This window comes from Caulobacter sp. RHG1 (assembly GCF_013181195.1).
Lineage (GTDB): Bacteria > Pseudomonadota > Alphaproteobacteria > Caulobacterales > Caulobacteraceae > Caulobacter.
Window position 1 is genome coordinate 526,305 of the sequence record NZ_SMZP01000001.1, and the last position, 14,571, is coordinate 540,875.

The 14,571-nt window shown below is 66.8% G+C and carries 8 protein-coding genes and 1 pseudogene; 4 read left to right on the forward strand and 5 right to left on the reverse strand.

Annotated elements, in window-relative coordinates; translation table 11 throughout:
• The first annotated feature begins 244 nt into the window (after positions 1 to 244).
• Both E1H18_RS02440 and E1H18_RS02445 read left to right on the forward strand, forming a co-directional pair.
• A complete protein-coding gene (locus tag E1H18_RS02440; protein WP_172263347.1) occupies positions 245 to 1,006 on the forward strand; it encodes a FadR/GntR family transcriptional regulator in 762 nt (253 codons plus the stop codon).
• A 178-nt stretch (positions 1,007 to 1,184) separates the two neighbouring features.
• Positions 1,185 to 3,932 (forward strand): annotated as a pseudogene (locus tag E1H18_RS02445) (M14 metallopeptidase family protein); the annotation flags it as partial.
• A 425-nt stretch (positions 3,933 to 4,357) separates the two neighbouring features.
• Here the strand turns inward: E1H18_RS02445 and E1H18_RS02450 are convergent.
• From E1H18_RS02450 to E1H18_RS02465, 4 genes are all read right to left on the reverse strand, one after another.
• Positions 4,358 to 7,636 (reverse strand): TonB-dependent receptor domain-containing protein, encoded by a 3,279-nt coding sequence (locus E1H18_RS02450; RefSeq protein ID WP_172263351.1) that lies wholly within the window; start codon positions 7,634 to 7,636, stop codon positions 4,358 to 4,360.
• 130 nt (positions 7,637 to 7,766) lie between these two features.
• Positions 7,767 to 8,762, reverse strand: a complete 996-nt coding sequence (locus E1H18_RS02455; RefSeq protein ID WP_172263353.1) for a FecR domain-containing protein — start codon at positions 8,760 to 8,762, stop codon at positions 7,767 to 7,769.
• Complete coding sequence (locus E1H18_RS02460) at positions 8,726 to 9,316, reverse strand: RNA polymerase sigma factor (RefSeq protein ID WP_172263874.1); 591 nt, start codon at positions 9,314 to 9,316, stop codon at positions 8,726 to 8,728. Before E1H18_RS02460 ends, E1H18_RS02455 begins: the two co-directional genes overlap by 37 nt.
• Positions 9,317 to 9,404: 88 nt before the next feature.
• Positions 9,405 to 11,048 carry an MFS transporter gene (locus E1H18_RS02465; protein ID WP_172263355.1) on the reverse strand — a complete coding sequence of 548 codons (1,644 nt, stop codon included), beginning with the start codon at positions 11,046 to 11,048 and terminating at the stop codon, positions 9,405 to 9,407.
• Between the two features lie 215 nt (positions 11,049 to 11,263).
• Between E1H18_RS02465 and E1H18_RS02470 the strand changes: the two genes are divergently transcribed.
• A complete protein-coding gene (locus tag E1H18_RS02470; RefSeq protein WP_172263357.1) occupies positions 11,264 to 12,358 on the forward strand; it encodes an alpha/beta fold hydrolase in 1,095 nt (364 codons plus the stop codon).
• A gap of 23 nt (positions 12,359 to 12,381) precedes the next feature.
• Entirely contained in the window at positions 12,382 to 12,984 is a 603-nt protein-coding gene (locus E1H18_RS02475; RefSeq protein ID WP_172263359.1) for a peptidylprolyl isomerase, read from the forward strand.
• On the opposite strand, the gene E1H18_RS02480 is transcribed toward E1H18_RS02475, so the two are convergent.
• Complete coding sequence (locus E1H18_RS02480; protein WP_172263361.1) at positions 12,981 to 14,564, reverse strand: tryptophan halogenase family protein; 1,584 nt, start codon at positions 14,562 to 14,564, stop codon at positions 12,981 to 12,983. The two genes, E1H18_RS02475 and E1H18_RS02480, sit on opposite strands and share 4 nt — an antisense overlap.
• Positions 14,565 to 14,571: the final 7 nt, after the last annotated feature.

Here is a 14,571-nt window from a genome sequence, read left to right on the forward strand (position 1 = left end):
CGCAGACTAACACCTTCACCTCGGCAGCGCGACCACGCAAATCTCCGCTTGATCACTTAACTTTGTCGACAACCCGACGAAATGCTTTGAAAGATATTGGAGAGACCTGAAAAGGTTCTGGTTTTCATTCGATAGAGCTCGATTGCGAATGTCTATGCTGAGGCTCCGCAACCGCTGTGGCGCTCCGGAGGGCGATGCAATAGGCTTGAATGCGCCGACGAGCCGGTCGGATGGACCTGTGTTTATGACGATTTCGACGGCCGAAACCCGCAAGCTCTACCAGCAGGTCGCCAGCTCGATCGCCGATGCGATCCGCGACGGCCTGCACAAGCCCGGCCAACGCCTGCCGTCCGAGCGCGACCTGGCCGAGGACTACAAGGTCAGCCGTCCGACCGTGCGTGAAGCGATGATCGCCCTGGAAATCCGCGGCCTGGTCGAGGCCCGTCATGGCTCGGGCATCTATGTTACCGAGGCCCCGCGCCCGGAGGCGCCCGCCCCCGACCTCGACATCGGCGCCTTCGAGCTGACCGAGGCTCGTCGCCTGATCGAGGGCGAGGTCGCCGCCCTGGCCGCCGCCACCATCACCGAGGAAGAGCTGACCGAACTGGCCTCGATCCTGGACGAGATGCTGGTGGCCGGCGACAACACCGACAAGGGCGAGCAGGCCGACCGCCGCTTCCACATCGCCATCGCCGGCGCCAGCCGCAACGCCGCCCTGGTCACCGTCGTCGAGAACCTGTGGGACCTGCGCTACAAGTCGCCGCTGTGCCGGGCCATGCTGTCCCGCGCCCGCCAGATGGTCGCTCGGCCCCTGATCCACGACCACCAGGCCATTCTCTCGGCCCTGCGCGAGCGCGATCCGGCCCAGGCCCGCAACGCCATGCGCGAGCACCTGGGCCAGGTGATCGACAACCTGCTGACCGCCACCGAGATCGACGCTCTGGAGCGCGCTCGCAGCGAGGTCGCCGCACGCCGCACCGAGCTGGCCAGGCGCTCGTCGCTCTAGTCCATTCCGACATCTGGTCGATCCGATCAGACCCCGGAATGCTTCTCGTAAAAAACGCCGCCGCACGTTGAAAAAACGTCATTTCAGCGCCCGATCGACTTGCGGAAAACCCCTCGCCTCCCGTCATTCTTTACATAAGGCGGACGCTGCTCGTGTCCGCGGGGAGTGTAAGGGGAATTCGATGACGCGTAGCGGAGCAATGGCCGGTGCGGCCGTGGGCCTTGTGCTGGCCTTCAGCGGGGGCCTGGCGTTCGCCGCGGACATCCCGTCTCCCGACAAGGCCTTCGCCCAGCCGGTCGGCAGCGACTACTTCCTGGCCGACTACACCGCCTACGAAACCTATCTGAAGAGCCTGGCCGCCGCGTCCGACCGCATGAAGCTGGTCGACATCGGCAAGTCCGAGGAAGGCCGCACCCAGTGGATGGCGATCGTCTCGTCGCCAGCCAATCTGGCCAAGCTGGACCGCTACAAGGAGATCTCGCGCCAGCTGGCCAAGGCCGAGGGCGTCACCAAGGAAGAGGCCGCAAAGCTGGCCGCCGAGGGCAAAGCGATCGTCTGGATCGACGCAGGCCTGCACGCCACCGAGACCATCACCTCGCAAGGCCAGATCCAAGTCCTGCATCGCATGCTGACCGCTCAGGACGCCGAGACCAAGCGCCTGCTGGACGAGACCATCATCCTGTTCGCACACGACAATCCCGACGGCATGGAGCTGGTCAGCGACTGGTACATGCGCAACGAGGACCCGAAGAAGCGCGAGTTCAACTCGATCCCGCGCCTGTATCAGAAGTACGTCGGCCACGATAACAACCGCGACAGCTTCTTCTCGGCCATGGCCGAGACCACCAACGTCAACAAGCAGCTGTTCCGCGAGTGGTTCCCGCAGATCGTCTACAACCAGCACCAGACCGGCCCCAACGGCATGGTGGTGTTCGTGCCGCCGTTCCGCGACCCGTTCAACTTCAACTACGACCCGCTGGTCATGACCGAGCTGCAGGAAGTCGGCATGGCCATGCACAGCCGCCTGGTGGCTGAGGACAAGCGCGGCTCGGGCGCCCGCAGCGCCGCTTCCTACTCGACCTGGCACAACGGCATGGAACGCTCGGTCGCATACTTCCACAACGCCATCGGCCTGCTGACCGAGATCATCGGCGGCCCGACCCCGACCACGGTGAACCTGGTCCCCGAGCTGCAGCTGCCCAACAACGACCGCCCCGCCCCCATCGCGCCGCGCGTCTGGCGCCTTCAGGACTCGCTCGACTACCAGATGACCATGAACCTGTCGGTCATCGACTACGCCGCCCGCAACCGCGAGCGCCTGCTCTTCAACATCTGGAAGATGGGCGACAACAGCATCAAGCGCGGCAGCCAGGACAGCTGGACCATGACCCCGACCCGCGTCGAGGCCCTGGAAGAAGCCGGCAAGGGCAAGCCGGGCCCGTTCGGCGCCGCCGTCGACCCTACCCTGTACAAGGCCGTGCTGGAGACCCCGGAAGCCCGTGACCCGCGCGGCTACGTCATCCCGTCCGACCAGGCCGACATGCCGACCGTCACGGCCTTCCTCAACGCCCTGATCAAGACCGGCGTCGATGTCGAGAAGGCGACCAAGGCCTTCACGATCGGCGGCAAGACCTATCCGGCCGGCTCGTACGTGGTGCGCACGGCCCAGGCCTATCGTCCGCACGTGCTGGACATGTTCGAGCCGCAGGACCACCCGCACGATCTGGAATATCCGGGCGGCCCGCCCAAGGCGCCGTACGACGTCACGGGCTACACCCTGGCCTACCAGATGGGGATGAAGTTCGACCGCATCCTGGACGGCTTCACCGCCCCCACGGCGCGCGTGCCCGACCTGATCGCCGTCACGCCGGGCGCCATCAAGGGTTCGGGCAAGGCCGGCTGGTTGATCAGCCACGAGACCAACGCCAGCTTCACCCTGACCAACCGCCTGCTGAAGGCCGGCGCTCAGGTGCAATGGATCAAGGACGGCGCGAAGTCCGGCAAGACCGCCTTCGGTCCGGGCGCGATCTGGGTCCCGGCCTCGCCGGCCGCGCAAGGCGTTCTGGAACAGGGCGTCAAGGAGTTGGGCGTCGACGCCTGGGCCGTTGGCGCCAAGCCCGCTGGCGCGACCATCGCCCTAAAGCCGATCCGCGTCGGCCTGGTCGACGTCTATGGCGGGTCGATGCCGTCGGGCTGGAACCGCTGGATGTTCGAGCAGTTCGAAGCGCCCTTCCAGGTCGTCTATCCCCAGCGCCTGGACGCCGGCGACATCGCCAAGGACTTCGACGTGCTGGTGTTCCCCGACGGCGTGGTCCCCGCTCCGCAAGGCGGCGCCTTCAAGACCGGCCGCCCGTCGACCCAACCCAAGCCGGAAGAGATCCCGGCCGAGTACCGCGCCTGGTTGGGCAAGATCAGCGACGAGAAGACCCTCCCGCAGATCGCCGACTTCGTGAAGGGCGGCGGCACGGTCGTGGCCATCGGCGCCTCGACCCGCCTGGCCACCGCCTTGGGCGCGCCGGTCGACGTCGCCACCGCCAAGACCGAGAACGGCCAGGTGAAGCCCTACACCAACCGGGAGTTCTACATCCCCGGCTCGGTGCTGCGCGCCAAGGTCGATCCCAAGCAGCCGCTGGCCTACGGCGCGCCGGCCGACATCGACGTGTTCTTCGACCGCAGCCCGACCTTCACCTTGAAGGCCGGCGCGCAGGGCGTGGCGAAGGTCTCGTGGTTCGACACCGACAAGCCGCTGCGCAGCGGCTGGGCCGTCGGTCAGGAGAAGCTGAACGGCTCGACGGCGATGCTCGACATCGACCTGGGCAAGGGCAAGATCTTCGCCTTCGGGCCCGAGATCACCCAGCGCGCCCAGTCGTGGGGTACTTTCAAGTTCCTGTTCAACGGGCTGCTGTACGGGCCGGCGGCGAAGTAAGGCCGACCACCAGAAGGACGTCATCCCGGACCGCAGGGGCCCCGGGATGACGTAGTTTGAGAGTAGCAGGCAGCCTCGGAGAAAAGCTCCGGGGCCGAAGAAGCGCTCCGGGATCTCAAGGGGGTTGGGATCCCGGAGCTTGCCTTTCGACGCCGACTGGCGAGGACGTCGATCGGCCGAGGTTCCCGTCTGGACCGCAAACTGGAGAACCCTGAGACGCAAGGTGCCTCAGGCGTTTCCCGGCGACTTTGACCTCACGCAAACTCCACAAACGAAATCGGCGCCGAGGGGGCAGCCCCGGCACCGATGATCGTGTCTTGAGACCCATCCGGTGGGTGGATCAGCCTCGCGGCGCGATCGGCTCGACCGGCCGGACGACATACTCACGCGTCGTCCAGCCCTTGGCCGAGGTCTCGCAGCAGGCGCTAGAAGCGCTTGCTGAAGTTCATGTACCAGTAGCGGCCCGTGGCGTTGTGCATGGCGCCCGAGTAGCCGAAGTTCGACGCCGTCAGCGGCGGGGCCTTGTCGCCGACGTTGCGCACGCCGACGCGAACGGTGGAGCCGTCCATCCGGCCGTCCTTGAAGGCGTACTGGCCGTACAGGTTGACCGTGGTCCAGTCGCTGATCGGGAAGTACTCGCCGTTCACCTGCGCCGGGCCGGTATCGTAGGCGCCGCCGACATAGTTGACGAACGCGCCCGCGCCCCAGCCCTTGTTGCGCCAGGTCAGGCTGGCGGTGCCGCGGAACTCCGGGAAGCCGTCCATCTTGATCTGGTCGCCGGCGCTGAAGATCGTGACGCCCGGCAGGGCGCCGGACGCAACGGCTTGGGCCAGCAGCGACTCGATCGGGCTGGGCGACTGGTCGAACTTGGTCAGCTTGGCCACGTTCACGGTCAGGCCAAAATCGCCCCAGGGGGTGTCGTCCAGGTCGTAGTCGATCGTGAAGTCGACGCCCTGAACCATGCGCGGCTGCAGGTTCTGATAGACATCGTTGATGTAGGCGATGTTGCCGACCGTGGCCGTGCCGACCGGTGCGTCGCGGACGACGTTCGGGTTGGACGAGCCCTGCTGGCGCAGCAGCCAGTCATAGGCGATCTGGTTGTAGCCGCCCAGGATGCCGATGACGCCCTTTTGACGGATCGACCAGAAGTCGGTCGTCAGGGTCAGGCGACCATAGTCCGCCGGAATGAAGGTCGGCTGATACACGAAGCCGACGGTGGCGTTATCGGCCTCTTCCGGCTTCAGGTCCTTGTTGCCGCTGCGGATTTCGATGGTGCTGATGCTGGCGCAGGTGGTCGCCGTCGGGTTGTTGATCCGGCAGGCCGCGAAGTCGCTGCGGCTGTTCGAGACCGTCGTGCCGTCGCTGTAGAACTGCGGCAGGTTCGGCGCGCGGAAGCTCTGCGAGACCGAACCGCGCAGGGCGAAGCCCTGGCCGACCTTCCAGTAGATCGCGCCCTTGGGCTTCAGCACGTTGCCGAAGTCGGAATACTCCTCGTCGCGGGCGGCGATCTGCAGGCTGATTTCCTCAACGAACGGGATGTTCATTTCGGGCGAGATCACCGGGATGGCGAACTCGAAGAACGCCGAGACGATCGAGCGATCACCCTTGATGTCCGGCGCGCCCGAGGCGCCCATGACGTCGGTGCTGTACGTCGTGCCGGTGACGCTGTTGGTATACTTGATCGTGCCGTCCAGGCGGTCGTCACGATCGTCCTTGTAGGTCTCGCGACGGTACTCGACGCCCGCCGCGAAGCCGACGTCGCCGCCCGGCAGCTTGAACAGGTCCTTCTTGGACACCTTGAAGTCGGCCAGGGCCAGCGAGGTCTCGCCGATCCGGTAGACGTTGATCAGGAACGAGTCGATCGTCGCGCGGTCGCTGGGCGTGGTGTCCGGACCCGACCAGTTGGCCAGGTTGCCGCCGTTGAACGGGTTGTAGGCCGAGGCGTCCGTACGGTTGACCGCCTGCTGGAACAGCGTGTTGCTGATCGCATTGTGGGTCATGTCCTTGGTGCGGGCGGCCGAGTACAGCATGGCCGAATCCCACTTCCAGCCATTCCACGAGCCCTTCAGCCCGCCCAGCAGGCGGAAGCTGTCATCGGTCACCGTGTAGGTGCGCGGGCCGGTGTCGACCGGACGGTAGGTGGTGATGTTCATCGCCAGGCCGCCGGTCGGAACGCCGGTCAGGCCAGCGATGCGGTTGGGGCTGGTGATCGCCCCGAAGGGGTTCCAGTAGGCGTTGGCCGCGATGCTGATCGGCGCGGTGCTGAGCGGGGCCGACTGCTCGCGGCTGCCGGTGAACAGGGCGTGGTAGTAGCCCGCCTCGCCATAGGCGGTGATGTCGCCGAAATCGTGCTCGACCGTCGAGAACAGGTTGGTCCGCTCGACGCCGCCACGCAGGGTGCGGTCGCGGTTCTCGTCATAGCGCAGCTCGCGGTCGGCGGCGCCGGTGATGGTGCCCGACTTGATGCAGAGGCTGCCGGTGAGGACCGCGCTGGAGCAACCGGCCGCGGTGTTGGCCGCCGGCTCGATGTGGAACACGCCCGAAGTCGTCAGCGCCGTCGCGCCCTGGCGGACCACCGTCGAGGACGGGATGAGGGTGAACGAGCCCCAGGGGCTGGACGTCGTGCGGCTGTCGAAAGTGGTGTTGCCCGCCCAGGGCGTACCCTCGACCTGATAGCGGTGATCCTCGCTGGACGCATAATCGCGCTCGGTGGCCATCATTCGGCTGCGGCCGGTGTAGTTGCCGAAGAAGGTCAGGCGCGTGCCGTCTTCCAGACGCGTGCCGGCCTTCACATTGACCGAGCCTTCACGATAGCCGGTGCCTTCCGAGCCGCCGATCTGGGCTTCCATGCGCAGGCCGCGGAACTTGGTGTCCAGCACGGTATTGACCACGCCGGCCACGGCGTCGGTGCCGTAGATGGCCGCGGCGCCGTCGCGCAGGACTTCCAGGCGCTTGACGCCCGCGACCGGGAACGAGTTGGTGTTGACCGTCTGGACCGGGACGAAGTTCTCGGTCTGGGTGCCGGGCGCCATCACGGCCCGGCGGCCGTTCAGCAGGGCCAGGGTGTTGCCGGTGCCCAGGCTGCGCAGGTTCAGCGAGGCGATGTCGCCCCGCGCGTCGTTCAGGTTGCCCGTCGTGCGGGCTTCCTGGAACTGCACGTCGCCGGCCTGCGGGATCGAGCGGAACAGCTCGTCGCCCGACACCGCGCCGGTGGCGATGATGTCGTCTTCACCGACCACGGTCACGGGCAGGGCTTCAGTGGTGCGAGCGCCTTCGATCTGCGAGCCGACGACCACGATGGCCTCGACCAGCTGGGCCTCTTCAATGCTCGCGCCGGCCTCCGCGCTGACGGACTGGGGGCGGACGGCCCCAGAACCTGCGGATTGGGCCTGGCGCAGCGTGATGGTCTTGCCGTCGTCCGACTGGACCACCAGGCCCGCGGCGGCGGCCAGACGGGCCAGGGCGTCGGCGTCGGCGACATCACCGGTCACGGCCGGCGTGCGCTTGCCCGAGGCGGCCTCGAACGGGAACAGGACCTGCTTGCCCGATTGCTTGGCGAAGGTCTGCAGCGCGGTGACCGCGTCACCGGCCGGAATGTTGAAGCTGTGGCGAGCGTCTTGCGCCAAGGCCGGACCGGCCAGAACCAGCACGGCGGCAGACGCCATCAGGAAGCCGCGAACCGTGCGGCGAGTGTCGATCGACATCGTTTCTAGTAACCCCTCATAGCGCCCTCCATCCCCTTTGGGAGGTGCGCCCTACACGTCCGACGGGCGAAACCGTGGTTTCCGCCATGCGACATGTGGAACTTTTTTTGCCCCCCCTTCCCCTGGGGGATCAGCTGCGCCGCGACAGCCGGATGGTCCCGTCCTGGCCTTCGGCGGCGCGGACCGAGAAAGCGTGGGTCACGGCCGAGACGAAGCTCTGGGGCTCGGTGGTCTGGAAATAGCCGGCCAGGCGCAAGCTCGAGATCGACGGATCGGCGATGCGGATCTGCTGGCGATTGTAGCGGTTGAACTCGGCCACGGCCTGTTCCAGCGACTGGCCGTTCAGCGCGATCGCGCCCTGGCGCCAGGCCAGGCTGCGGTCGATCTCGCTGTCGGAAATCTCGCGGGACCGGCTGCCGGCGGAATCGTAGATCGCCGCCACGCCGGCCTTCAGACGCAGCTCGGCCTGCTGGCGGTTGGGTGTGGGGTCCAGCTCCACCGCCCCCTTCTTGACCGTGACGATCGCGCCGTCCGAGCGCAGGCGCACGGCCATTTCCGACACGCCGTCGGCGGACAGCACCGCGTCGGCGGCCTTGACCACGAACGGCCGCGCGTCGCGAGCCGCCTCGAACACGGCCTCCCCGCGCATGAGCCGCACCTCGCGCACGCCCTTGCGATAGCGCACCACGACCTTGCTGTCGGTGTTCAGCTCGATACGGCTGTTGTCGCTGAGCACCACGACCCGGCGCTCGCCGATCGCGGTGGCGTAGGCGGTGGACGTCCCGAACGACAGAGCTCCGGCGGCGACCAGGCCGGCCATAGCGCAGGCCGCAAGGCCGCGAGCCCACGACGAACCGCTCAGGCTCTTCAGTTTCGGACGGCGCACCGGGGCCAGCAGGTCGGCGTCGATGCGCACATCGGCGGGGCGATAGACGCGCACGCGCTCCAGCCGCGTCCAGGCAGCCGCTTCGCGCTCATAGGCGGCTTCGTTCTCGAAACTCTCGCCACGCCAGACCTCGAAGGCGGCGCGGTCGGCGTCCGAACACGAAGCATCGTCAAGCCGGACCACCCATTGGGCGGCGGCCTGCCTTACCGCTTCGCGTCTTGATCCCGTCTCGCGCTCCATGAGCGTCCTTCGTCGACCTTGTTCCTGCGACCGATACGCCGTCCCAGCTTGTCGGAACAGTACCGAAGGCCCTTTGCCAGATGCTTCTCAACAGTAGAGACGGATAGTCCCAGCCGAACCGCTATCTCGTCCGGCGACAGGCTGTAGACTTTTCGCATCGTGAAGACGCGCCGACATTGCGTCGGGAGTTCGGCGATGGCGTCGGCCAGGGCCTGAAGCTCTTCGCGTGATTCGAGCACCGCATGGACGCCCGGGGCTTCGTCGATCGGCTCGATACGTTCGAAATCGGCGACGGCGGTGATGGTCAGCACCTTGCGGCGGCGCAGGGCGTCGAGGGCGCAGTTGCGCAGGATGCGGGTGGCGAAAGCGCCGGGATTGCTGATCTCGCGCCAGGTCTTGCAGGCGATCGCCCGGGCGAAGGTCTCGTGGACCAAGTCTTCAGGATCGCTCTGGCCGTCACGGCAGAACTGCCGCGCATAGGCCAGCAGGTCCGGCTCCAATGGCAGGATCTCCCGCCGGAACCAGGCGCGCCTGTGTTCATCCTCATGCGTCATAAACGCCTCCCCGAGGCGCAACCAAACCGATTGAGGCGGCAATGGCAACCCGGCGACGCCTCCGCCGCCGGGTCCAAGGCTCTATTGCCTAATCGTCGATCACGTTGTGGCGGGTGTCCTTCAGGAACAGCGCCCCGACCACCGCCGTGATCCCGGCGATGATCACCGGGTACCAGAGGCCAGAATAGATGTTGCCCGTCGCCGCCACGATGGCGAAGGCCGTGGTCGGCAGGAAGCCGCCGAACCAGCCGTTGCCGATGTGATAGGGCAGCGACATCGCCGTGTAGCGGATGCGGGTCGGGAACAGCTCGACCAGCATGGCCGCGATCGGGCCGTAGACCATGGTCACATAGATCACCAGCAGCGCCAGCAGGCCGACGACGGCGGGCTTGTTCACCTGGGCCGGGTCGGCCTTGGCCGGATAGCCGGCGGCGGCAAGCTGCTCGCCCAGGTCGGCTTCCCACGCCTTGCGGTCGGCGCCGGCGGCCATGCCCTGCAGCGTCACGCCGCCGACCTGAACCGACGTGCCTGCGCCAGCCGGCGCGGCCTGGACGCTGTAACTGACGCCCGCCTTGGCCAGATAGGCCTTGGCCACGTCGCACGGGGTGTTGAACTGGGCCTTGCCGATCAGGTCGAACTGGAAAGCGCAGGTCGAGGGATCCGTCGACACCACCACGGGGGCCGAGGCCTCCGCATGGGCCAGGGCCGGGTTGGCGTAGGTCGTAATGCCCTTGAAGATCGGGAAATAGGTCGCCGCCGCCAGCAGGCAGCCGAGCAGGATAATCGGCTTGCGGCCGATCTTGTCCGACAGCCAGCCGAAGATCACGAAGAACGGCGTGCCGATCAGCAGCCCCAGGGCCACCAGCGTGTTGGCCTGCGCCCCGTCCAGCTTCAGGGTCTTTTCCAGGAAGAACAGGGCGTAGAACTGGCCGGTGTACCAGACCACCGCCTGGCCCATGGTCAGGCCCACCAGCGACAGCAGCACGACCTTGAGGTTCTTCCACTCGCCGAAGGCCTCGGCGAGCGGCTTCTTGGTCCCCTTCCCTTCCGCGATCATTTTCTGGAAGGTCGGGCTCTCGTGCAGCTTCAGGCGGATCCACAGGGACACGCCCAGCAGCAGCATCGAGACCAGGAACGGGATGCGCCAGCCCCACTCCTTGAAGGCGGCCTCGCCCAGGGTGGTGCGGGTGATCAGGATCACGGCCAGCGACAGGAACAGGCCCACCGTCGCCGTGGTCTGGATCCAGCTGGTATAGAAGCCGCGCTTGCCGTCCGGCGCGTGCTCGGCGACGTAGGTGGCCGCGCCGCCATACTCGCCGCCCAAGGCCAGGCCCTGGACCAGGCGCATCAGAACGAGGGCGATCGGCGCCGCCACGCCGATCTGGGCGTAGGACGGCAGCAGGCCGACGACGAAGGTCGAGACGCCCATCAGCAGCATGGTGATCAGGAAGGTGTTCTTGCGGCCCCAGATGTCGCCCAGGCGTCCGAACACCACCGCCCCCAGCGGCCGGATCGCGAAGCCGGCGGCGAAGGCCAGCAAGGCCAGGATGAAGCCGGTCGTCTCGTTGACGCCCGAGAAGAAGTGGCCGGTGATGATCGCGGCCAGCGAGCCGTAGAGATAGAAGTCGTACCACTCGAACACGGTGCCGAGCGAAGACGCCCCGATCACCAGCACATCGCGCCTGCCGCCCTTTTCGTGCGGTACAGGCGCAGCTTGGCTGTCAGCCCCCATAAAACGAACCCTTCCCTACTTCTCTCACGTCGACGCCGCGTTGGCCGCGGTCGCTCCAGTCTTCGCAAAGCCTAGCTCACCGAACGTCACTCTTGCGACCTCGGAATTCTGGGTACCGGTCACTTTTCCTGCTGAGCAAGGGAATGCGCCGCTTTTCCACTGCGCGATGCGCACCTGAGGTGGTACCGCCTGAACTCAGTAATCGGGGGAATGACATGAAGCGTTTCGGAATCATCGCGGCGGCGCTCATCGCGCTGTCGTCGCCGGCCGCGGCTTTCGCCGCAGAGACCGCATCGCCCAGCCTCGCCTGCCGCGCGGGACAGGCGGTCGATGAAGCCCGCTTCGTCCAGATCGGCGGCATCCAACAGTGGATGACGATCTCAGGCCGCGACTGCGCCAACCCCGTGTTGCTGATCGTGCACGGCGGTCCGGGCAACCCCAACACCCCGTTCGCCCAGAGCCTGTTCGGCGACTGGACCAAGGATTTCACCGTCATCCAGTGGGACCAGCGCGGTTCGGGCAAGACCTACGGCGCCAACAAGCCGGCCGAGGGCGAGGCCCTGACCATGGACCGCCTGACGCAGGACGGCGTCGAGGTCGCGCGCTATGTCCGCGCGCACCTGGGCAAGCGCAAGGTCATCCTGATGGGCGGCTCGTGGGGTTCAGCCCTGGCCGTCAATATGGCGATGGCCGCGCCGGACCTGTTCCACGCCTACGTCGGCACGGGCCAGCTGGCGAACTATCAGGACGACGTGCGGGTCGGTTACGCCAAGACCCTGGATCTGGCGCGGGCCGCGGGCGACGCCGACTCGGTCGGCAAGCTCGAAGCGCTGGGCGCGCCGCCGTGGACCAACCCGCGCGCCTTCGGGATCCTGCGCCGTGTGGGCCGCAAGTACGAGGCGCTGGCGACCGAGCCGCCGCCCAAGGGCTGGTTCGCCCCCGCCCCGGGCTACGATACTCCCGCCTATGAGGCGAACTACGAGGCGGGCGAAGACTACTCGTTCCTGCAGTTCGTCGGCCTGGCCGGCGACGGCATGGGTCCGAAGATCGACCTGCGCCAGCTGGGCACGCGGTTCGCCATGCCCGTCTATCTGCTGCAGGGCGAGGTCGATCTGGTCACGCCGCTGGAGGTGAGCCGCGCCTATTTCGACGACATCGCCGCGCCGAAGAAGGAATTCATCCCCTTGGCCCGCACGGGCCACGACCCCAATCGCACGATGCTCGACGCCCAACTGGACGTGCTGCAGACCCGGGTGCGCGCCGAGGCGATGGCGGGCGACGCTGGCGGCGCTGCGCCGGTCGCGCCATAACGGTCGAAATTCAGGAGCCCGCCATGTCCCTTCCCGCGATCGCCCGCCGCGCCGTGCTCGGCGCCCTCGCCGCCTTCGCCGCCTCGCCCACGCTGGCGGCCGGCAAGCCGCGCGTGGCGATCGTCACCGACAAGGGCATGATCGTCGTCGAGCTGGAGGACAAGAAGGCCCCGATCACGGCGACCAACTTCCTCTATTATGTCGACAAGCACCGGTTCGACGCCGGGCAGTTCTTCCGCGCCAACCGGGCCAAGGGCGCGCCGGGCGCGGGGTCGATCCAGGGACAGCCCAAGCTCTATTCGCGCCGCGCCCCGCCGATCGCCCACGAGAGCACGCTGAAGACCGGCCTCAAGCACAAGGCCGGCGCGATCTCGATGGGCCGCGACGCGCCCGGCTCGGCCACCGCCGACTTCTTCATCTGCGCCAGCGCCCAGCCCTATCTGGACGCCAAGCCGGGCAAGTCCGACGCCGCCCAGGGCTACGCGGTGTTCGGCTATGTCGTCCAGGGCATGGACGTCGTGAAGAAGATCCTGGCCGGCCGCACCGACGGCGTCACCAACGTGCCGTCCATGAAGGGCCAGATCCTGAACCCGCCGGTGAAGATCCTGTCGATGAAGCGGGTCTAGGCGCTGACCGGCGCCGCTGTCTTCGGGCGGCGATGCTCCGGCGGCGGCGGGGGCGGCGGAGCCGGGCAATGCTTGGCCAGGAACTCGCCATGGTCAGGCAGGCTCTCCACCTGCTGGCGGATGATCGGCGCCGAGGCGTCCAGGGTCTGGCGGATCAGCTCGTAGGGCACGACGTCAGCCAGCTGCTGGTAGCGTTTGGGTCGAATGCCCATGCCTTCCATGACCGACTGCCAGGACGGAGCGCGGAACATGTCGTCGACGCCGTCACGCAACGTGCCCGTCTCGCGGAAAAGCTCTATCCGCTCCTTCAGGCTCTGGGGCGGCTCGACCTTCTGGTACTCGCGCCAGAACGGCGTGTCGTCGCGTTGGGTGGTCTGATAGTGCAGCACGATGAAGTCGCGGATCTCCTCGTAGTCCGCGGCCATGCGGCGATTGTATTCGGCCTGTAGCGACGGGGCCAGATCACGGTCAGGGAAGAACCGCAGCAGATAGTCCATGCCGCGATAGATCAGGTGCAGGGCCGTCGACTCCAGCGGCTCGATGAAGCCGCCGGCCAGGCCGATGGCGACGCAGTTCTTGTTCCAGAGCTTCTGACGCATGCCGGTCTTGAACGGCACCAGCCAGGTGTCGGTGATTGGCGTCCCCTCGACCTGGCTCAGCAGCACATGACGGGCCTCGTCGTCGCTGATGTATTTCGAGCAGAACACATAGCCGTTGCCAGCCCGGTGCTGCAGCGGGATGCGCCAGCGCCAGCCGAAGTCCTGGGCGCAGGCCAGGGTGTAGGGGTGCGGCTGCTGGATGTTTTCGGTCTGCACGGTGATGGCGCGGTCGTTCAGCAGAACGTCCGACCAATCCAGGAACGGGGTGTCCATCGCCTTGCCGTTCAGGATCGAGCGGAAGCCCGAGCAGTCAATGAAGAGATCCCCCGAGGCCTCGTGGCCGTTCTGCAAAACCACCTTCTCGATCGAGCCGTCATTGCGGGTGACGACCTGATCGACGATGCCCTCGACGCGCTTGACGCCGCGGTCCTCCGAGAACTTGCGCAGGAACTTGGCGACCAGGTTGGCGTCGATGTGAAGGGCGTAGTTGGCGTTGGACAGCAGGCTCTTGGGCATCTTGCCCGGCAGCATGAACTTCCACTGATCGGCCATGACCGTGGCTGGGGCGAAGTCCTGCAGGGCCGACGGATGACCGTTGGCCTTGGCGCGCAGCCAGCACTGATAGAACTCATGCGGACCGATCGGACCACCGATGGCCCCGAACGGATGGTAGTAGACGTCGTCCTTCTTGCGCCAGTTTTCGAAGCGGATGGCCAGCTTGAAGCCGGCCTGCGTGGCCTGGATGAACTCGCGCTCGTCCAGGCCCAGGCTGGCGATCAGCTGCAGGAAGGGCGGGATGGTCGACTCGCCCACGCCGACCGTGCCGATCTGTTCACTCTCGATCAGCTCGATCTCGCACGCGCCTTTTTGCCCGCCGCCCCGGTCGAAGAAGTGCGACAGCATCGAAGCGCAGATCCAGCCGGCCGAGCCGCCGCCGACGATGACGACCTTGCGGATGGCGTTGGGATTGGTGTCGGTCATCGGTCTG

What these genes read in the sequence shown, in the direction of transcription:
- E1H18_RS02440 (WP_172263347.1), top strand. Translation starts at nt 245, where the DNA reads ATGACGATTTCGACGGCCGAAACCCGCAAGCTCTACCAGCAGGTCGCC.
- E1H18_RS02450 (WP_172263351.1), bottom strand. Translation starts at nt 7,636, where the DNA reads ATGTCGATCGACACTCGCCGCACGGTTCGCGGCTTCCTGATGGCGTCT.
- E1H18_RS02455 (WP_172263353.1), bottom strand. Translation starts at nt 8,762, where the DNA reads ATGGAGCGCGAGACGGGATCAAGACGCGAAGCGGTAAGGCAGGCCGCC.
- E1H18_RS02460 (WP_172263874.1), bottom strand. Translation starts at nt 9,316, where the DNA reads ATGACGCATGAGGATGAACACAGGCGCGCCTGGTTCCGGCGGGAGATC.
- E1H18_RS02465 (WP_172263355.1), bottom strand. Translation starts at nt 11,048, where the DNA reads ATGGGGGCTGACAGCCAAGCTGCGCCTGTACCGCACGAAAAGGGCGGC.
- E1H18_RS02470 (WP_172263357.1), top strand. Translation starts at nt 11,264, where the DNA reads ATGAAGCGTTTCGGAATCATCGCGGCGGCGCTCATCGCGCTGTCGTCG.
- E1H18_RS02475 (WP_172263359.1), top strand. Translation starts at nt 12,382, where the DNA reads ATGTCCCTTCCCGCGATCGCCCGCCGCGCCGTGCTCGGCGCCCTCGCC.
- E1H18_RS02480 (WP_172263361.1), bottom strand. Translation starts at nt 14,564, where the DNA reads ATGACCGACACCAATCCCAACGCCATCCGCAAGGTCGTCATCGTCGGC.